This window comes from uncultured Proteiniphilum sp. (genome assembly GCF_937873925.1).
GTDB lineage: Bacteria > Bacteroidota > Bacteroidia > Bacteroidales > Dysgonomonadaceae > Proteiniphilum.
In genome coordinates, this window is the sequence record NZ_CALNAT010000107.1 from 1 (window position 1) to 19,700 (window position 19,700).

Below are 19,700 nucleotides of genomic sequence, written 5' to 3' on the forward strand. Positions count from 1 at the left end.
TGCTCATTTAGCTTAACAAAATAGTTCACTAAAGTTAGACTATTTCTCGCCATGACATAATGCAAGCAAGCTTGCCTTCTGTTCATTTGGCTTAACGAAATAATTCACTAATGGAAAAGGACAAACCTTCCGTCGAAATTCGTCGATCAATGTCGCCGTTAGCCTGGCTGTACGGCCTTGGTGTGAATTTCCGGAATACACTGTTCGACAGAAAAATACTCAAACAAAAAACATTCGATATTCCGGTTATCTGCGTGGGAAATCTCACCGTGGGGGGCACGGGGAAAACCCCGCATATTGAATACCTCATCAAATTGTTGTCGCCGGTATACAAGGTCGCAGTGCTCAGCAGGGGCTACAAACGCAAAAGCAACGGCTTTATGATCGTCGACACCGATTCGAAAGTGCGCAATGTGGGAGATGAACCCCTGCAGATCAAGCAAAAATTCCCGGAAACGCTGGTAGTTGTCGATAAAGACCGGGTGAGCGGCATCCGGAAAATCCTCTCTATTGAAGAAAAGGAACGCCCTGATGTGATCCTGCTCGACGACGGGTTCCAGCATCGCTACGTGCAGCCTTCGCTCTCCATCCTGCTGGTAGACAGCAACCGTCCCGTTTTTGAAGACCGGTTGTTGCCCGTGGGGTCATTGCGCGAACCGCTGAAGGCAAAAGAGAGAGCATCCATCGTGATAGTTACCAAATGCGATCCCGATATGCAGCCCATTGATTTCCGGATCTATACGAACGGATTGAATCTCTATGCTTTTCAACAACTCTATTTCACCAGCCTCAATTACGGAAAGATAATACCCCTCTTCCCGGAATTGCAGGGCGACCGGTTGGAGTTGCAGGAGCTCCGCAAGAAGCACGTTTTCCTGGTGGCTGGTATCGCCTCTCCCCAACCTTTGGTCGATAAGCTGGAACACATTACCTACAACCTCTACACGAAGTTTTTTCCCGATCATCATTCTTTTAAGGAAAAAGATATACAATCGATACGGGAATTGGTGAATACGGTGGATGACAACAACAAGATCATCCTCACTACCGAGAAAGATGCCGTCCGCCTCAGGGCGCTACCCTATCTCGGTGAAGAAATAAAGAAAATGCTCTATTACATCCCCGTACGCGTGTCGTTCATCGATGAGAAAGAAAAAGAACAATTCAACAATAATATTTTAGAACATGTTAGAAACTATCAAACAAACAGCAGATTATCTGAAGAGTAGAATCGAAGAAATTCCCAATACGGCCATTATCCTGGGCACCGGCCTGGGCGAACTGGTACATGAGATCGAGGATAAAAATGAGATCCCTTATACGGAGATCCCCAATTTTCCCATCTCCACGGTGGAAGGCCACAGCGGAAAGCTGATCGTCGGCACGCTCGGAGGGAAGAAAGTGCTGGCTATGCAGGGACGTTTCCACTACTACGAAGGATACGACATGAAGCAGGTTACCTTCCCCATCCGTGTTTTCCAGGCGCTGGGCATCGAGTACCTTTTCGTTTCCAACGCGGCAGGAGGGATGAACTCCAGTTTCGATGTAGGCGATATCATGCTGATTGAAGACCATATCAACCTGTTCCCTGAGCATCCGCTCCACGGAAAGAACTTCAACGAGTTGGGTACCCGCTTTCCCGATATGAGCGAAGCTTACAACAAATCGTTGCGGCTGATGGCCATGGAGATCGCTAAGGAAAAAAACATCAAACTGCAGCACGGAGTCTATATCGGCCTTCAGGGGCCGACCTTTGAAACGCCGGCCGAATACAATTTCCTGCGTATCATCGGAGGAGATGCCGTGGGTATGTCCACCGTACCGGAAGTAATCGTGGCCAACCACGCCGGAATGAAGGTGCTGGCATTCTCCATCATCACCGATCTGGGTGTGATCGGTAAGATCGTGGAAGTTTCACACGAAGATGTGCAGGAAGCAGCGAAAATCGCCCAGCCCAAAATGGCGGAGATCATGCGTACCATTATTCAGAAAATTTGATAATTTTTTCTTCATAAAAGAGAATATCTGCAAATACTTGATAAGAATAATTTTAAGACAGTCTCTTTTTATTAGTTATTTATATGCAACGGACAGAAATAGCCACGTTGGGTGAATTCGGGCTGATCGACCACCTGACCAAAGATATCAAACTCACCCAAGAGAGTTCTCTCAAAGGGATCGGTGACGATGCCGCCGTCGTGGATCATGGGGGAAAACGGACACTGGTGACCACCGACCTGCTACTGGAGGGGATCCATTTCGATCTCATCTACACCCCCCTGAAACATCTCGGGTATAAAGCGGCAGCGGTTAATTTCTCCGATATTTACGCTATGAACGGGAAGCCGCAGCAGATCACGGTCTCCTTAGGCATATCGAAGCGGTTTTCGGTGGAAGACCTTGAAGATTTCTACAGCGGATTGAAGCTGGCCTGTGAGATTTACGGGGCGGATATCGTAGGAGGAGATACCACCTCTTCCCTCACCGGGTTCACCATCAGCATTACCTGTATCGGCACTGCGGAAGAAGAGAAGATCGTCTACCGTAACGGGGCCAAAGATACCGACCTGATCTATGTGTCGGGCGATCTGGGCGCCTCCTATATGGGCTTGCAGTTACTGGAAAGGGAAAAAACCGTGTTCGACGGCGATAAGGACTTCCAACCCGATTTTGCCGGCAAGGAGTACCTGCTGGAGCGTCAACTCAAACCGGAAGCCAGAAAAGATATCGTAAACCTGTTAGCGGAGAACGGGATCGTGCCCACTTCCATGATAGATATTTCCGACGGATTGTCGTCCGACCTACTCCATATCTGCAAGCAGAGTAATGCCGGTTGCCGGCTCTTCGAAGAGCGGATCCCTATCGATTATCAGACCGCCGTGATGGCCGAGACATTCAATATGAACGTAACGACCGTGGCCCTCAATGGCGGGGAAGATTACGAGTTGCTCTTTACCGTCCCCCTGCATCTGCATGAAAAGATGAACGACCTGCAGGGGATCCGCCTGATAGGCCATATTACCCCGCCCGAACAGGGCTGTTACCTGGTCACCCGCGACGGACAGGAGATGCAACTCCGCGCGCAAGGTTGGAATCCATTGGCAGAAGAGTAAATTTTATTACTTTTTTATTTACAAATTTTGTAAATCTCAAAAATGCTCTTATCTTTGCACTCGCAATTTAAGAAACGTTGGTACCATAGCTCAGTTGGTAGAGCAACGGACTGAAAATCCGTGTGTCCCCGGTTCGATTCCTGGTGGTACCACAAGGCAAACACCTGAATATCAGATATTCAGGTGTTTGCCTTTTTATATAGCCTGTATAAATTATATCATATGGATAGGGAGATTTGGTAGGGGAAACTCTCTCTATTTACCATCTTATAGCAATTCCTTCCATCCGGAGAAAGTACAAAAACAGCAGAAATTTCCTGGCGAACAGTCAGTGTCGGATTTTGAAATGAAAAACTGGCATTAATTTTCTTTGCAAGAATTTCAGACGGAGAACGCCCGTTGTAGCGATTTAAGTAGTCCGGATCCCATTGTTCCGCTTTTTCCAATTCGGTTTTTGCTTCTCTTAATCGTTCCTGGGAACCAGGCACTAACGCCCGGACAATTAAATCATTGTCTTTTTTCATTTGTTTTTCGATGGTATTTTCCCAATGAGATATATTTTTTTTTGCTGAATCAATTTTTTCTCTCTTTTCGTTTTGATACTGTTCCTGTAGCATTTTGATACTATCGGCTACTGTAATATCCGGCAATACATCCAACAGAAAGATCTTTATCTTTAAGTCTGTTTTCAATTCGTTCTCTATCTGCAGATAATCCAGGAGGGTTTGCTTGTATATGTCATTTGAATTGGAACATGAAACTGAAAATGCAATCAGTAGGATTAATAGTGGTACTTGTCTCATTATACAGTGATATTTAGTTTTGAACCGTTGGAGATAGTAAGTATATCTATAAATTGAGGTGAAACCCTGTCTGCATCGGACACGAACTCCGACAGATCCTCATAGAAACGCCCATGTCTCTTCGACAGAAATATCAGCGGTAGTATCTTTATAATGGTGCCTTTCGCCTTTATTTGGGATCTCACTTCCGGGGAGGTCATAACAAATGTGTTTGTTCTTTTGAATGGATGACTCCCCCAGGGACCGAGTAAATATCAATTCATTATAGAAATAATATTATCAAAGGGCAAAGTCAGGTAACATTCCATAATCTGTTTTTATACGGTGAAATACTGAATCTCTTACTATAAGCGTTTACAAGATGCGACACACTTCTGAAGTCATACATCCTGGATATCTCGGTAATGCTGATATCCGAGTTGAGTACCAGAGACTGGATCTCTTCCATTTTACGGTCGAGCATCCATTGATAAGGAGTTTGCCCGAAACATTTCTTAAAATGGCGTGTAAATGTTCTCAAACAGTCGTATTTGCACAATGTCGCCAGTTCATTCATATTCCTTGCCGATGAGTAGTTACTCAACACACTATCTTCAAATCGTTTCGATTTAGATGTCCGCGGGATCAGCTTCACAAGGACGATCTCATTATCGGGTGAGGAGGTTACCTTACTCTTCAACCCGTCCGAGAAAGTGAATGTGCAGGATGCCACATCCGTCAGCAAATATTTGCGAACCTCCTCTTTTTTTCTCAATTTTGTGTTAACATTCATATGCTTATTTTTTAAAAGTTCCTAAGCTGCGAGTGTAATTATCAGGCTTGCTGCCCATACGAATACTGTTTTTTTTCATTTCACATGTTTTTCAGTTAGTTATTTTGGTGAAATTATTGTATGGTTACTCTTCTTGTATCCGTAATTTCGGCATTTTGCAGGCGCATGATATAAATTCCTTTAGACAGACCTTTGATTGTTTCTTCGCTATCTGCTTTCACCTCTACATGCTGATGGGGAGCGACCTCGCCCGAAATAAATACTGAGCAGTCTTTACTGTCAAAATAACATTAGTCATTCTCTGACTGCCTATTATTCTCAAGAGAATACAATATGCCCCAATAAATCATGTTAGCGAATAACTGGGAGTTATATACATTATATCTGTTAATAGCGCTAAGTCCGTAATTACTCTTATGTACCGGCCTTTTTTCAGCATCAAGCATGAATGGACAGATGGTGGGGCTAGTGTGGTCATCGGAAGAAACGAAGCCTCCATCGCCGAACCAAACAAATCCAAGCTCCTTATGCCTGAAAGCGGTCAGTTCAGTAAATGATGTCCCACCCGATACATCAGATGCATTGGAGTATACGATTATATCATTCAGTGGAATATTGGAAGCCGTCATGGTCCACAAAGCATCCTCTCCCCATTGTAATCCCCTCAGGTCTCCGAACGGTCCATTGAGGATCGGATCATCGATATTCGGCAACTTATAAATAGCACCTGCACCGTTCCTGGCTAACTGGGTAATAGTGTTATCTTCAAAAACCGCTCTCATCAGGTTTTGGACACTTAAACCATTCCCTTCATTCAATGCGATCAATACTCCTCCCTTTTTCAGATAATCAGCAAACATTTGCCCTTGTACAGCATTGATATACAGGTCATACCCTAAAACAATTATATCCGGTTTTTCATTAAGATACCCTTGTAGGGTGCTATTTTCTATAATTCCAGTTGCAAGAGGCCCTCTGAATTCAAAACCCATCGAAGGTACCGTACTCCCCGAAGTAAGTCCGAAGTTAGACGGGGAACTCAGGAAGGTATAAGCATCATTATTATTAGCAAATACTGCCACATTGTAACCATAATGAATGTGATTGGCAAGTCCCATAATCTTCATTTTCGGTAGCGCGAATTGGAGCCTTACGGTATGCTCGCCGAATTTGTTTTCCGTATTCTCGAAGACCACATCAACATGGCCGCCGAATGTACGATCGTCCACCACGGTAAATGTAACCGGTTCTCCGCCTACGTTATATCCTCCCATAGCACCAACCCGCAGATTGTCCGAAGACTTGAGATTGAAGAACGTTTTGCCTTCCGAAGAAGGATACTCCTTGATTTCTTTGATTCGCCACGATGTATTACAACGCACGGGCAGAGAGTACGTACTTCCGTCGAGCCTGTAAAACACTTCGGGTTTGGCTATGAAGTTATAATTAATCTGGCGCAGCAATATACTCCGGGTTTCATAGGATATCCCGTTGGTTACCGTAAAGTCCACTTTGGAAGTCTTATCCAGAAACGGGAATTCTATGACTTCATTCCCGGTAATTGCAGGAGGTTGTATATGGTAGGTAACCGTGCCTGCTCCTCCTGCAATGGTCCCGTTTGCGGGGGCACCCGAACCGGAGGGGAACGGATTGGCAGCTACCGTGACATTCAACACCGTCACATCGGCGAGCTTAGGCTCCCAATTCACCATAAACGACTGTGCACCGGGAATTTGACCTACAGCTGCGTCAAATATCAATTCCCTGAGCGGCTGCCCGGTCACCGGATCTACAATGTTCAAACTTATACGCGGCATAATACCCTGAGTTACTGTTACCGGATAACGCAGGCGGCCTGCTGCGAACCAGACAATAACGGTACGGTCTTCACCCGTGTTGTTCGCTTCATAAGTCAAAACAATTTCCGTTTTGTTATTTGCCGCACCGACATTCGGAGTCAGGGTAAGCCAGCCCGGAGCAACCCCTGGTGTGGCGCTCTCAATCTTCTCAATATACCAACCCGATTGTCCGTCAGTCTCATAGTCTGTGAAAACATACAGCACATTCTCATCCTCTTTTACCGAACAAGCGTTCTGGAAAAAGGTAAACTTATCCTGGCTTACACTGAGTACGAACTGTCCGTCAAACGCGATATTACCCATATTGACCTCATTCCACTCCAATACTTCGGCCTCGATATTCACCGGCCCGGAGATAAAAGCGGTATTGGAATCTTCATAACCCGGGCCTGATACCTTATTGATACCGAATATATACCTATGATTGCGAAGCACGTCGAGGTATTGCTGTGAAACGCCGTTGCCATGTGAGAAATCCACCCGGTAATAGGTCGGGGGGCCATCATTGGTTAAATCGCTGTCCCCGTTGGCATCCCATATCCCGCCGATCACCAGGCAAGTGCGGTCGAGCAAACCTTTTCCTTTAGTGTGGCCGGCATCGCTGTGATTCTCGGCTTCGAATATATATATTTCTCTTATGCATTGGTTGTTTCCTGTATCGATACAGTCATCATGGTAAGTGACAGGACCTTTGGTCAGCGTCGAAGAGGAAGGAATATGAGGAGCTGTTACCCTCGGCGCATCAGGATCGGTCGTCGTATCCCAATCCGCTGCTTTAGGCACCAGAGTTCCGGCGGTATTATAGTTGTAAACATCCACACTGGTCAGCAGGAAGTTCTCAGCGGCTATCTGTACATCCACCCGTGCTACCATGCGGGTAAGTATTACCTTATTATCGCCTGTAAGGTCTGTAGTATCATCGATATCCACATCGCCTATATCGCCCCACATGGGGAAAGGAGAAAATGGACTGGTAGGCCATTTACCGCTCTCAGGCATCCTGGCTTCCATCTGAGCAAGGGCAGCTTCTTTCGTAAGTCCGTTCAATGAAATGTCTCCTATTATACTGCGGGCATTTGCCAATACAACTACATCGAATTCACCCTGACGCATATTTACGGTAAACGTTTTCAGGCGTGCGTTGGTACCGCTGTCCGAAATGGCTGATCCGCTGCATCCGGTCCTATAAACATATTCCCCGCCACCCGGTTCGAAAACTACAATATCTATCTCTTTTACCTCGTTTTCATCACTCAACGATATCGCCCTTAACGCGGAGGGAGTGCTTGTACCGGGTACCTGAATAGAAAATGTCACTACCGATTCTCCGTTCATTTTTTCTATGCCCGGAGTGAAGATATCGTCTGACATACAAGAAGCAAGTATTAGCATGGACAGCACTCCTGCAAAGAACTTCAAAAACTTATTATAAAATTTAATTACCATAATTTTATTGTTTTCTGTCCTGTTTATACCTTAAAACTCTTTCCAAACTGCTTCTTCGCCCCATGGCGTAATAGATACGATGACAGTGACGCTCGATTTCAATTCAATCAATACGTGAGTGGTCAGCCCTTTTTCTACGGTAATCGGTTGGTCGCCATTATATACCGATACGCTGGTTATCAACTCTGCCCCGTGATATATATCTATATATATTTCCGACTCCGGGATCATATTGAACAGGGGTATGAAAAACTCCTCCCTGCCTCCATTTGTAACGAATGCCCCGGCAGGACGGTACGCAACCTTGTCTCCATATAGGTTGCCGCTGAAATCAATACCCCAATAGGTTTCCCGGACAACCACCGAATAATCGTCATCTTCGTAGCCTGTAAAGCCTTTAAGATTGCGGATGGTAATATCCATATTTCCGGTTTCCCTGTATATGGGCAGGAGGTGTTCGTCTTTCATTTCCTCATTGGTCGGATAGATATACCCCCTGAACAGGTCATCGGGAGAAATGCCGTATGCGACTGTTCGCGTAACGCATAGTAGAGTGATGCCGCTTTCGTCCATGGGGGTGCCGGGAGTAAATTGCGGAACATTTTGATTCCCTCCGGCGAGATTACCCCATGCAACAATATGCATATCGCCTCCATCTGGCGGGATTATCGTGACGCTCACTCCAACATTCGTCCTGATCTGCTCTACAAAGCGTTTTTCACCGTCGAATATAAACATCACCACATCGCCTACATCTTCTGATGTAAGTTCTTTGCCATCGTTGTCGTATGCTTTTACGATAAAAGAATATCCCTTTTCCGGACAATCGCTTACATCTTCTTTGATACATCCTGTTACCAGCATTGTTAGAAAAAGTGCGACGACAGAAATACACTTCATATACCTGTATTGTAAATACCTATTTTTATTGTTGAGTTCTTAGGGATATGTGCCATACTCAAACAGCGCATACCAACAAGGTGTGGTATTGAACAGAAAGTGCCGCCGCTACACCTGAAAGCAGCGGCGCTTATGCATGCTGTAATTTTAGAATTCTTTGCCAAGAGTAACAGGAATCCAATCGTTGATAGAAATTTCCACGTCAAATTTAGCTCTTTCAACAGGCTTGGTCGGGTCGGGTTCTCCTCCTCCGCCAGTTCCGGGATCGGTACTGAGGGTAATGGTGATGTTATAACTGTGACCGCGTTCCACACCGTTATCTACAGAACCTGTACTAAACATTTCGTAGGGGGTGAGGTGTACCGGAAAATAAGTCAGTTTTCCGTCAAATTCTCCGACAAGGGTTACGATAGTCGGAAACTCATCGGCAGCGGTAGCTTTATTCTCAAATACATAATAGTGATAGGTAGTTGTAAAATCATCGGCAGCGATATCATTTATCAGCAGGCTGCTCCCGGCAGTAATATTTGATGCAGGCCAGAATCCAAAACTATCATTTTGGATACCTGAAATCCATCTCATAGGATCAGGGACAAGGGTGGTTCCGAAGAGCTTAGTGTTATGACCTCCGTTCAGGACTGTTACCTTTTTCAGGACAAGATGTCCATCTGTATTTGCCGCATCATATCCAGTCATATTATTTATAATTTTCACTGTGATCCGAGCTGCGATAAAGCTGAGGGCGATGTTGCTGCTGCCTTCATAGCTGCCGCCAGCGCCTGTAGGAGTAAAAGAAAGCGCCAGGTCGCTCCCGGTTGCCCAACGCCTGGCAGACTGGTCTGCAGTGTCATCCAACGTTCCAATAAAATTGAGCAGCGCCGCTTTGCTGTTGATGCCGGTAACGTTCGTATTGTCACAGTTAGCTATGACATAGGCCTCTTTTGCACTTGTCGTAACATCGATATCTTCGATACTATTTGCGTCATTGGCCGATGTTTCTTGAGCCAGAAGTTTACCGGCAGCATCGAATACCCATACCGTAAATGTTTTTACAACATTATCAGTACTACTTGGCCCGCCTGTTGCCCTGGTCATAACCGGATCTTTGATCGAGATGGAAAGTTTAGCCGGTCGCCCATCCGGAACGATCAGATTTGCGCCATCATCTTTACTGCATGAAGCAAGGGTTATTGCTGCCAAGGCAGCTGCACATAAAACTCTGATTTTCATAATTATAAAAATTAAAAAGTTGAATAAAAAAATTAATAAATACCGCCCTGAATGATATTGAACTTGTAACGGCGTCCATTATGATAGGACATGTACACGATCCCGTTTCGTCTGACCTGATTCGATTCATTGGGATTCACGTACATCCCGACTGTAGCGGGGGCGTTCAGATCGAGGTGGTCCGAAAAGGCATCATCGTTGTATTTCAATTGGATCCAGTCCTGTGGACCGTCGCCGAAACTCTCGACTTTGGCCGTCGTCATATTGCCGTAATAGGTAATCCCTCCCCCGGTCGAACAGTTCGTGCCGATGAGTTGTATGGTCTTGGTCAGCGTGCCCAGGGACACGGTGATGACCGCCCCGGTAAAACCGTTTTGAAGATTGGCCCGTATATCGGTCGCGGCCACCGTTCCGGTCGTATTGATCGAGGTCGTGAGCAGCGAGATTTTCCCGTTGCCGCCACTAAGCGTGATGCTCTTGGTGGTCAGCGAGGTCGGAGCGTTGGTATATACCGTAGCCACGACGATGTCGTCCATCGCCACCGCAGGTTCGTCCATCGGATAAAACTGAAAGAACAGGGAGTTGGAGACTCCGAGATAATAGTTGCCATTGTCCGCTATTTCGAAAGATCCCAGGTCGGTAACCGTTACGGTATATTCCACATTGTTCGCAGGATTCGCCATGGCGTCGGTGAGGCTGGCGTAACCGGGACCCTTGATCTGATTGATGGTAAACTCATACAAGTTATTGCGGACGATATCCATCGGGATAGACCCCGAATCGTTGAATCCGAGCTTGTAATAGTAGATTTTACTATTATATGTTCCTTTGACGATCACGCAGGTCCCTTCTGAAGCCCGTGATTCATACACATAGATCGGATCGGCAGCCGTGCTTTGTCCGGTCGCCGGAGAGACTCCTGATATGCCGTCGCCACCGGCGTAATAGGTTTGATTACCGGTATTGACTTTTAGCGACGACCCCGACTGGTAAAGCCTGCCGTTGCGGGGGGCGCCCGTGATGGTCGCGCCGTCAAGATCGAAGCCGGTATCGTCGTTGGTTACCGTTACCTTGGCCACTATGCGGGTAAGCATCAGCTTAGACGCGGTCGTTCCGATCGTGACGTTCTGGTCGATCTTGGGCAAATCCAATACGTTGGACATCGGAAGCGTCTGGCCGGGTGTATACGGTACCCCTGTGTTGTAAGGGGAGGAGAGGCTTGTCGTCAGAAGAATACCATTTACGGCATCGGCAAAACTCACGTTCTGCAATTGAGCGCTAAGATTTTCCTTGCTGAACGAATAATCTAAAGTGCCGTCCGAAAAAGAAGCGGGGGCGTTGGCTATCACCAAAATTCTTACCGCAGAGCTATACGGATCGAGGGTGACGTAGGACTTGTTCCCGATTACATGGGCCTGCGCCGCTTCATGAAATACGGCCGCCTCTCCGCTACCTCGAAACACAAGTACCCAAGGTGTTTTCCCGATGAAATTCTCGTCAGCGATTCCGGCTCTGGAAACAGGCGTTTCGTAATCTCCCTGGACCGTGAGCACCGGGATAGTGATACGCCCGATTTCTTCGGGTTGATAAGCCAGTTCCTCACGGATACAGGATACCAAAAGCAAGGAACAGGCCAGGAGTATATCCAATAATATTTTACATTTCATAATCAAGTGCATTTAATTATTCTTTTACACACCGGATAGAGTTACCGTCCAAAAGACTTCTATTCGGTATATCCAGCCCGGAGGAGTCACTAAACCTCATCATCCAGCAGCTGGTTCTGCTGCCCTTTGTGGAGGTTAACAAATTAGTCATCTGGCCATCGTAGATGATTCCATAGGAGCTCACCACAATTCCAGTGTGCGGAAAAAAAATGGACGCCTTTGTCGTGGGGTGATATACCAATGTTCCCTTGTAGGCAGTCATCGCGCCGCTGCTTACCATTGCATTTCCATCATGCAGCACTGAACCCGAACTCAAGGTCAGGCGGCGGTCAAAAAAACCATCGGCATAATATCCGCTCAACCAAGTCTGCGGGTGATGCTGGGACTGACCATGAACGGTGAATAAGAACGACTGCGCTATCTCCGAGATCGAAACGTCATCGGCTTGTTCCACAGAGGTGCTGCCATGGTTTGGACGCCTGTAGCCCTGCGGGCATGTCTCGAAATTGTAGCTGTCCCAATAGTTGGGCCATGTCGTCGTATTCCAGTTGGGCGGCATTCCATATTGGCTATTGTGAAGCCACGCTGCCGTTCCTCCCCACTGGAAATAATACCCTCCTTGCGTAGGGAACTGAGTAAATACGTAGCCCCTGGGTCCCCGGTCTACTTTCACGGCGCCGGTGTTGACCGTGCCCTGCGGATCAGTAAGGTTATAAGGGGAAAACATTCTGGCATAAGGCCGGCTATTCATATTGGTCCCGGTTCCCGTTTCATCCGGTTTAAAAATATAATCTGCGGCTTCTCCCTGCCTTACATATAAAGAATAGGTTTCCGATTCGGTTGTAAGGGTTATTCTGGCATACCGGGGAGTTGCATCGGCCGAAGAGAGCTTCGATGCCAGGCCAACACGGAAGTAGATGTCGCCCGTACCGCTGACCGTAGTCGCGTTACCGGTTACCTGGTACAGTTCCGCGTTACCCGCATTTTCGGTGTTAATATTGGGATCCGGGCTTTTCTGCGTGTCCAGGACAACAAAGGTGTCTCCCGCGTCGACTGTTGCCGTCCATGCTCCCGTGTTAATGCCGAATATCAGACGCTCACCCGTTTCATTCCAACGGTGGAAAGTGCCGATGTAAGGAAACATACTCCAACCTACGGCAGGCCTTATGGTCGTATTGATCGTGATCTCCCTTTTCAACCCATTGGCGTTCAGATATATGCGGTGAGAATAGTTTTGGCCTTCATACTGATCGACAGGAATATCAGTTTCGATGTCGATATAACCCCGGCCCGTACCCGCGTCGAAATGCAAATTCGGTGCGGAGGCTCCGGCCAGATCCGTAAAAAAATCATTGACGTTGAAAGTCGTATTGCCAGACGTATCGACATAACCGACCGGATCCACGCTTACACTGGTTTGATCGGTCCAGAAGAATATTCTCGATACGCTTCGTTCGCTAAGATTTGTCTGAATGGCCGACACGTTCAGGCTGCGTGATATGGTGCTTCCGTCGACATTTACAGGACCCCATTCCGCCACATCCAGATTGATCTCAAGAGGCGTCTTTACTTCGGAGACCGCCGTAAAATGATAATTATACGGCATTGTGTAATTCGTCGTCCCGGAGTAATCCGTGGCATCGTTCAGGCTGAACGTACACCCCGGATTTATTCCGGAGTTCAGTTTCACCTGAAAACCGGCGACCCTGTTGAAATCGCTCTCCGGGCTAAACACGTGCGCCGGCAGAATAATTCTTTTCACTTTCATAGCCCACGCGTATCCTGCCCCGGGAGATACCGGTTCGAAATAACCCGGATCTGCAATCAGATCGTAATTGCGTTCCGTGGCGTGCGCACCGGCATAATAACCACCTATAAGGGGTACTGCATCGGCAATATTGTTGAACGCCACGCCGGTAAACGATCCGGACAGATCGTTTTTGGACTGCAGCGTAATATCGAACCTCACGGCTATGCGTGTCAATTGAACAGCCCAATCCGTATATGTATTCCCGCTTACAACCACCCCCTGGGTGCCGGCGAGTACTGTCACGTTTGGATAAGACGCCGTCATGGGGATGTCGCTGTCGGAAGTAAAAGCCGATGCCGGAAATTCGATGGCGTTCAGACCTGTTTTACTGGCAATATTGTCCAGCGTCGAACCCGAAGGTTCATTGGCTACGAAAAAGAAGTCGTATAAACCAGCATGCATCTGATGTGCAAGGGACGCATTAAGCGTAGCGCCGGAATACAAGGTATTGCTCCTTATGGCTCCTGTCGAATGATCAAAGGCCATAATCCTCAGTGACGATATTTTGCGGTCGGGATCGGATGGGTTTAAAGCACCTCTGGTGTTGATGTTTACACTGGCAGCCCCTTCAATGTCCGGAAAGGTCTCCTCCCGGAAACAGGATTGCAGCATACACACAACTATTACGGCTAAAACCAGTTTATGTATCATATTTTATTTTTTCTAAATTTATATACTGAAGAAAGCTGTTATCCTATCGGCTTCCAAACAGATTCAACCCCCCAGGCGGCCTGTTGAAGTGTAACCCTTACATTGGTCGGATTGCCATAATCGATCAAAACATTTAAGGTTCTGTTTTCTATTGCATCAAGCATGATTGTGTTGCCTGTTTCCATATCTATTCCCGAAAATACTTCGTCGAGCATTGTCTCGCCGTGGAATATTTTAATCGATAACACTTGATCTTTCGACGGCAGCATTCTGAACAACGGCGCAATAAAATCATTCCTGGCATCGAATGACGTTTCAGGAATATAGGCTGCTCCGGCGCCAAGACATTGTCCATTGAAGTTTATTTCTTTTTTTGTTACCCCGACCACCATGGAGTAATCGGTATCGTCATGACCAGCCCACTTCTGCAAATTGCGGACGGTTATTTTCATGGATGCTACCATTCTGGTCACATACACGGTTATATGTTCTTCCGTGTTATTGTTCAGCGCGGACTTCGTCCCGTAAAGCAGGTCGTCGGGAGTCTGGAATATTACTGCGGAAGACGCTTTGGCGCTGCCCGTACTTTTGAGCGACACACGAGCGTCGCTGATATTGTTCGTCGTATTTACATCGACGCTTCCCGAGGCGGTATTGCACCAGGCCACGCACGTGAGCGGCCCTCCGCCGGGATAGTTAAGTTCTTCTTCGCGTCCGATTTCGGTATTTCTGCTGCCAAGAAATTTGCCGTGAGCATCGAAAACATAGAGAATAACATCTTTGACAAGAGACACATCACCAGGCTCCCCGCTATCTTCCGATATGAGGACCTTCACCGTAAGCGTATTTCTACAATCAGACAAATCTTCCCGGATACTGCAAGAGGCAGTCATAAGCAATATGGTCAGGCAGCTTAATACCTGCATTTTCTGTTTTAATATACACATCATGTCTTAATCTTGAATGTCTATTCTCTTATGAATAAAGCCGGGAGAAGCGGAGCGGTGCTCTGGAACCCCTCCCGGCATAAAAACCTGTTTCTATAATCTATAGCATCCTAAATATACGCCTGATAAACATCGGGCTCCATTACTCGATAGGTTTATTGATCTCTTCCGGAACCCATTCGGCCGTTTCGATGGTGATCTTCACGTTGGCCGGCGTAGGAGGATTGGTCGGGTCTACACTACCGCCACCGCCATTAGACCAGGCATCGCCCTGGAGCGTAAGGGTAACGATATATTTTTTAGCCTGCGTGATTTTGGTTGCACCCGGGATAGTGGAGTCCCCAAATTTATACGACCAGTAGAAGTTAGGAGAGGTAAGCGTACTTGCATTACCTACCGGATTGTCCGGATCAGTGGTCTCGTCTATGCTATATCTTCCATAAACAGTCAGGTAGGTATCGTTGTTACCGATAACCGGGAATGCATAAAAACCTTCATCGGCAACCATAGCCGTGGTGATGGGAGTACCGCCGTCAGCCGGATCCACATTGGCCGGCAGCATTGGAAAATCGCTACCCGTCCATTGGTAGAGGGGATCGGTCTCATAATCGGGAAGCGCATTATAGACAGGCTCATCTACATAGGAGCCGAAATGCACAGCGTCGGTACCATTGGCATAGAATTTGGCCCCTGCCGGCATATACTCTCTTTTGGGAACAAAATTGATAATGCTTTCCGGAGTAAAGCATGTCCAGGCTCCGGCATTTATCATCGAAACGCCGTCGAGGATAACAGCCGCTTTGTCGTAATTCTTCATTTGGTTAACAACCTTGACATACACTTTAGCGGGAATATACTCGAGCGTCAGAGTCGTCGCAAGTATAGCGGTACCGTCCGCTTCCGTACCGGCCCCGGTGAGGTTGTTACCTGCTCCCATCCATACGTTTTCGCTAATACAGTTGCTGCCCGTATTAGGATTGCCGTCAACTCTTAAAGCGACGCGGTTGGCCTGGGCAATCGATCCTACGTTCTCGAACGCTCCGGAAGACAAGGCTCCGGTATTCACAATCGCGAAAACATAGGCAGCCGAGGTCGAGGCTGTAATCGTCGGAACCACTCCGCCGGAAGCAATCTGTGCTCCGGTAAAAAACTTGGGCGGACAATCGAACGTATTACCATCCGCCTTCGTCACGAATATGATAATATCGTTTACCTTAATGTCCTCGTCCACTGCATTCATGTCATTACTCCTGGTGGAGGCTCCGAGTTTTGGAAGTGCAAGTTTCAACTCGATCTTAGCTGGTTCTCCAACCTCATTATTATCCGTGTCGGCGCCATCTTTCACACAAGAGATGAGCGTAAGTGCTGCAAAAGCAGCAATAAAAAATTTGCTTGTTTTCATATTCAATTATTTAATAAATACTGTAATTTTGCTATGATTGTAATCTTATTTAATTTACCATTCTTGCTTTCTCTATTTCGCTCATATTTTTGGGAGCAAAATTATCTCCGGCCTGAATTGCCTTTTTAAACATTCCTTCCGCTTTGTCATACTCATCCGTCATCATATGACAAATACCTATAAGATTAAATGCTCTTGGGTCGTTGTTGATCTGTTCGAGCAGAGACATTGCCGAAGGATAGTCTTTACGGTTGATCAGGTCAGTAGCTTTGTTCAAAATATCTATGGATGCGTTTTCTGCAGCGATCTTCGCATTAATCTCCCCCGTTTCGTCATAATATATCTGTATATATCCGGCATTCCGTAAATCAGGGAAAAAATTCTTAAGCATATACTTGTATGGTTCACCCCCTCCAAGCTCCATAAGTTTTTTCTCGCGACCGTTGAGCAACTGGATATTATCAATTATATCGAGTACCTCATTACGGTATTTCATATCCGATTTCTCTACAAAATACCTCAAGCCTTCCCAATCTTCTCCTCCATTAAAGAGATCAAAAAGGTAATTATCATAGTTTTTACGCTTCTCCAGATAATTCTTGAGGGCGTTCATGCGCGCTCCGGATAATTTTGTATTTACCTCCAGAGTTCCTTCCGGAGATGAAAATCCGGCAATCATTACTTTCCCCAATTTAAGCCCGGGCGTACTTTCTATGACATCCAAAGCTCTGGTAACCAAGTCTAATGCAGCGGAATTATTTCTAAAAGACGGCTCAATGTCGACTCTATTCACCCTGAAAAATACGGTGGCACTATTGGCAGACCGGCTCTCCATCTTCAGCATGTCGTGACGATCTGCATATATACTCATTGGGTATACGAAAGAAAACTGATCGAGCTCTTTTTCTATTCTTTCCACAGGCATAACGGGCAGCGGATCCCTGTCATAGTGAGGAACAATTTCATATGGCACCAACATGTTGCTAAGGACATCCGCCGAAGCCAGATTCTCCATATCGCAACAACCCTCGATTTGCTGGTTTATCCTCAACGTGACGTTTTGCATCCATTTTTCATAGGGAATGGCCGCCGAATAATGATAGTCGCCGTTACGTTTAGAGGCACGGGCATAAGATCCGGTGTCATTCCCAGCCCTTTCGTCCATAATACGTCTTCTTCGACCGGTCAAAACATACGGTTCCATAGCTTTGGAATGTTGACCGGCAATTAATGAGGGAGTGATAACCAGCATATAATCGGGACTCAATTTGTCCATGTTTATATCGAATGAAATCCGGATATGCGCTTGTTCTTTCTTCAGGGAGGCGTTAGTAATGACCGCCCCCTTATTTTTAGCAAAGAGGGCATTGCAACCGAATGCCGATAGCAAAACTATGATTGTTATTATTTTATTCATTTTCATCTATTTTATCAGATAAACCAACGTAATAGCCGCCTTTGTCGGCCCAAAATAATTTTCCACTTCGCTCGACAGCTTGTCTCCGCATTTTTTACACTCAAACTTATCATATGTAAGGTAGTTGTATCCGGCTCCTATTTCAAACTCGAGGTTAAAGCGTTTACTTAAAATCATATTGTACCCGTATGATATGCCGACTCCGATCATATTTCCCTGATAACGATATTCTTTGCGTATCTTACCGTTGAAAAAAACAGGAATATCGTGGCCGCTTATATTATATTCTCCATACAGACCGTGAATACCTGAAAAATGACCGTTAAAGCGCTCACAAAACCAATAACGAAACGCTGGTTTTATAAGCCAATGCGCTAACTTCTTATTGTTTATTTCCGAACCTTTGACCTTCCACGCATTATAGGATCCGAATACTTCGAATGAAGTTTTTTGGCCAAGTCCAAACTCGATTCCCAAGTTAGGTGTCAGCGTTGGAATACCATAAAGCAGATTGGTTTTCACTGCCAGTTTATCCTGACAGACTGCCGGGATGTTTATTGCAAATAATACAACTAATAAAATTAAAAGATGTCTAATCATTCTTTGATATTTTCGTGTTATAATGGAGTTTAATAAATGCTCTGCTTCCACAAAATGGATCCCAATCCGTCCGAAGCGGATCGCCATAGTTCTTATTATTTTACGCCGGGGAAATGCAGATTTCACCCACTGGATAAATCTCATAATATGTTAAATTATTCATGCTTCCAAGTGTAATATTCTATAATAATTGTCTCTTTCTTGTATAGAAAGAGACAAAAAAGTTTGAAGATGACTGCTTGGCTATACATAGATATAAATATGGTAGATATATTATTATCAGTGTTTTAAATAATATTTTTTTAGGGGATAAAGTAAAATATGGGGAAAAATTCCACAAAATACATTTTTAGATGTATTTTATTCATTTCTCATAAAAAAAAATAATTATCTTTGCAGTCGGAAGTTATAACTTCTGGGAAAGACTCTTTCTATACAAGAAAGAGACTTGTAACTTCTGAACTGTAATAAATAGGAAAAATCAGTATCTTAAAATCCACATTTTCTACCGGAGCGTCCGGTTTCCTCCTGTGGAAATAAGTTAAGGAAAGATTACCTCCAAACCTCAGACTCCTAGACTTTTCTTGTATTTTTCCAGCCGGACAAAACGGTTGAGCATATCATTCACTTCGCTGTCTACTTTTGCGGTAGATATGGAAGACAAATAGACCTGCGTGGTTTTTATGGATGTGTGTCCCATGCACTGGCTGATTACCTCCACGGGTTTTCCGGCTTCGAGCATCAACGTCGCCCAAGTATGGCGCATAACATAAGTAGTGAGTTTGCAGGGAATATCCAGGAGCCGCCCTATTGCTCCCAGATGTCTGTTGATACGCCTTAACGCGGATCTTTCACAAAGGAAACGACCTTTGGCTGTTTCCCTGAGGAAAGGGAACACGTACGGATTACCCGCTTGCCGGTAGCGTAGCATGATTTCCTGCCCTTCCCCGGGGATGCAGAGGCGTATATACTGTCCGGTCTTGCTCCGGCGGTATTGTGCTTGCCAGTCTTTGGCGACCATATTCCAGGTCAGGTCGTAAATATCGTGAAATACCATTCCCCTGCAATACAGGCTGAAGAGCA

General features: G+C 46.0%; 16 protein-coding genes and 1 tRNA gene. 4 read left to right on the forward strand and 13 right to left on the reverse strand.

Translation table 11 applies throughout. The features are described 5' to 3' along the window. The first annotated feature begins 110 nt into the window (after nucleotides 1-110). The 4 genes from lpxK to Q0502_RS07260 all read left to right on the forward strand — a co-directional run bounded on the left by lpxK (nucleotide 111) and on the right by Q0502_RS07260 (nucleotide 3,265). Nucleotides 111-1,229, forward strand: coding sequence for a tetraacyldisaccharide 4'-kinase (lpxK, locus tag Q0502_RS07245; RefSeq protein ID WP_298649024.1), 1,119 nt, complete (start codon nucleotides 111-113; stop codon nucleotides 1,227-1,229). Beyond that, the gene (locus tag Q0502_RS07250; protein ID WP_298649027.1) at nucleotides 1,186-1,998 is read left to right on the forward strand and encodes a purine-nucleoside phosphorylase; all 813 of its coding nucleotides are present in this window, start codon (nucleotides 1,186-1,188) and stop codon (nucleotides 1,996-1,998) included. Before lpxK ends, Q0502_RS07250 begins: the two co-directional genes overlap by 44 nt. An 83-nt stretch (nucleotides 1,999-2,081) precedes the next feature. After that, entirely contained in the window at nucleotides 2,082-3,113 is a 1,032-nt protein-coding gene (thiL, locus tag Q0502_RS07255; RefSeq protein WP_298649030.1) for a thiamine-phosphate kinase, read from the forward strand. Between the two features lie 79 nt (nucleotides 3,114-3,192). Then, a tRNA-Phe gene (locus Q0502_RS07260) sits at nucleotides 3,193-3,265 on the forward strand. 66 nt (nucleotides 3,266-3,331) lie between these two features. Here Q0502_RS07260 and Q0502_RS07265 read toward each other — a convergent pair. The 13 genes from Q0502_RS07265 to Q0502_RS07325 all read right to left on the reverse strand — a co-directional run. Further along, a complete protein-coding gene (locus tag Q0502_RS07265) occupies nucleotides 3,332-3,772 on the reverse strand; it encodes a hypothetical protein (protein ID WP_298649033.1) in 441 nt (146 codons plus the stop codon). A gap of 143 nt (nucleotides 3,773-3,915) precedes the next feature. Continuing rightward, nucleotides 3,916-4,116 (reverse strand): hypothetical protein, encoded by a 201-nt coding sequence (locus Q0502_RS07270; RefSeq protein WP_298649036.1) that lies wholly within the window; start codon nucleotides 4,114-4,116, stop codon nucleotides 3,916-3,918. A gap of 92 nt (nucleotides 4,117-4,208) precedes the next feature. Then, nucleotides 4,209-4,688: an AraC family transcriptional regulator gene (locus tag Q0502_RS07275; RefSeq protein WP_298649039.1), complete on the reverse strand. Its 480-nt coding sequence runs from the start codon at nucleotides 4,686-4,688 to the stop codon at nucleotides 4,209-4,211. Between the two features lie 290 nt (nucleotides 4,689-4,978). Beyond that, nucleotides 4,979-7,918 (reverse strand): BACON domain-containing protein, encoded by a 2,940-nt coding sequence (locus Q0502_RS07280; RefSeq protein WP_298649042.1) that lies wholly within the window; start codon nucleotides 7,916-7,918, stop codon nucleotides 4,979-4,981. A gap of 105 nt (nucleotides 7,919-8,023) precedes the next feature. Then, nucleotides 8,024-8,893 (reverse strand): FimB/Mfa2 family fimbrial subunit, encoded by an 870-nt coding sequence (locus Q0502_RS07285; RefSeq protein WP_298649045.1) that lies wholly within the window; start codon nucleotides 8,891-8,893, stop codon nucleotides 8,024-8,026. Nucleotides 8,894-9,040: 147 nt separating this feature from the next. Continuing rightward, the gene (locus Q0502_RS07290) at nucleotides 9,041-10,123 is read right to left on the reverse strand and encodes a fimbrial protein (protein WP_298649047.1); all 1,083 of its coding nucleotides are present in this window, start codon (nucleotides 10,121-10,123) and stop codon (nucleotides 9,041-9,043) included. Between the two features lie 32 nt (nucleotides 10,124-10,155). Continuing rightward, nucleotides 10,156-11,790 carry a hypothetical protein gene (locus Q0502_RS07295; protein ID WP_298649050.1) on the reverse strand — a complete coding sequence of 545 codons (1,635 nt, stop codon included), beginning with the start codon at nucleotides 11,788-11,790 and terminating at the stop codon, nucleotides 10,156-10,158. Nucleotides 11,791-11,806: 16 nt separating this feature from the next. Continuing rightward, nucleotides 11,807-14,251, reverse strand: a complete 2,445-nt coding sequence (locus tag Q0502_RS07300) for a hypothetical protein (protein ID WP_298649053.1) — start codon at nucleotides 14,249-14,251, stop codon at nucleotides 11,807-11,809. 38 nt (nucleotides 14,252-14,289) lie between these two features. Beyond that, entirely contained in the window at nucleotides 14,290-15,177 is an 888-nt protein-coding gene (locus Q0502_RS07305) for a FimB/Mfa2 family fimbrial subunit (RefSeq protein ID WP_298649055.1), read from the reverse strand. A gap of 163 nt (nucleotides 15,178-15,340) precedes the next feature. Then, the gene (locus tag Q0502_RS07310) at nucleotides 15,341-16,600 is read right to left on the reverse strand and encodes a hypothetical protein (protein WP_298649056.1); all 1,260 of its coding nucleotides are present in this window, start codon (nucleotides 16,598-16,600) and stop codon (nucleotides 15,341-15,343) included. A gap of 49 nt (nucleotides 16,601-16,649) precedes the next feature. Continuing rightward, nucleotides 16,650-18,017, reverse strand: coding sequence for a hypothetical protein (locus tag Q0502_RS07315; protein ID WP_298649057.1), 1,368 nt, complete (start codon nucleotides 18,015-18,017; stop codon nucleotides 16,650-16,652). 6 nt (nucleotides 18,018-18,023) lie between these two features. Next, complete coding sequence (locus tag Q0502_RS07320) at nucleotides 18,024-18,617, reverse strand: DUF3575 domain-containing protein (RefSeq protein WP_298649058.1); 594 nt, start codon at nucleotides 18,615-18,617, stop codon at nucleotides 18,024-18,026. 565 nt (nucleotides 18,618-19,182) lie between these two features. Continuing rightward, nucleotides 19,183-19,700, reverse strand: a 518-nt coding sequence (locus Q0502_RS07325; protein WP_298649060.1) for a tyrosine-type recombinase/integrase, incomplete at its 5' end; no start/stop codon positions are given.

Excerpts from the sequence above, each read along its gene's own strand:
- Q0502_RS07315 (WP_298649057.1), bottom strand. The coding sequence starts at position 18,017 with ATGAATAAAATAATAACAATCATAGTTTTGCTATCGGCATTCGGTTGC.
- Q0502_RS07275 (WP_298649039.1), bottom strand. The coding sequence starts at position 4,688 with ATGAATGTTAACACAAAATTGAGAAAAAAAGAGGAGGTTCGCAAATAT.
- Q0502_RS07300 (WP_298649053.1), bottom strand. The coding sequence starts at position 14,251 with ATGATACATAAACTGGTTTTAGCCGTAATAGTTGTGTGTATGCTGCAA.
- Q0502_RS07270 (WP_298649036.1), bottom strand. The coding sequence starts at position 4,116 with ATGACCTCCCCGGAAGTGAGATCCCAAATAAAGGCGAAAGGCACCATT.
- Q0502_RS07295 (WP_298649050.1), bottom strand. The coding sequence starts at position 11,790 with ATGAAATGTAAAATATTATTGGATATACTCCTGGCCTGTTCCTTGCTT.
- Q0502_RS07285 (WP_298649045.1), bottom strand. The coding sequence starts at position 8,893 with ATGAAGTGTATTTCTGTCGTCGCACTTTTTCTAACAATGCTGGTAACA.
- Q0502_RS07310 (WP_298649056.1), bottom strand. The coding sequence starts at position 16,600 with ATGAAAACAAGCAAATTTTTTATTGCTGCTTTTGCAGCACTTACGCTC.
- Q0502_RS07305 (WP_298649055.1), bottom strand. The coding sequence starts at position 15,177 with ATGCAGGTATTAAGCTGCCTGACCATATTGCTTATGACTGCCTCTTGC.
- Q0502_RS07320 (WP_298649058.1), bottom strand. The coding sequence starts at position 18,617 with ATGATTAGACATCTTTTAATTTTATTAGTTGTATTATTTGCAATAAAC.
- Q0502_RS07290 (WP_298649047.1), bottom strand. The coding sequence starts at position 10,123 with ATGAAAATCAGAGTTTTATGTGCAGCTGCCTTGGCAGCAATAACCCTT.
- Q0502_RS07280 (WP_298649042.1), bottom strand. The coding sequence starts at position 7,918 with ATGTCAGACGATATCTTCACTCCGGGCATAGAAAAAATGAACGGAGAA.
- Q0502_RS07250 (WP_298649027.1), top strand. The coding sequence starts at position 1,186 with ATGTTAGAAACTATCAAACAAACAGCAGATTATCTGAAGAGTAGAATC.
- thiL (WP_298649030.1), top strand. The coding sequence starts at position 2,082 with ATGCAACGGACAGAAATAGCCACGTTGGGTGAATTCGGGCTGATCGAC.
- lpxK (WP_298649024.1), top strand. The coding sequence starts at position 111 with ATGGAAAAGGACAAACCTTCCGTCGAAATTCGTCGATCAATGTCGCCG.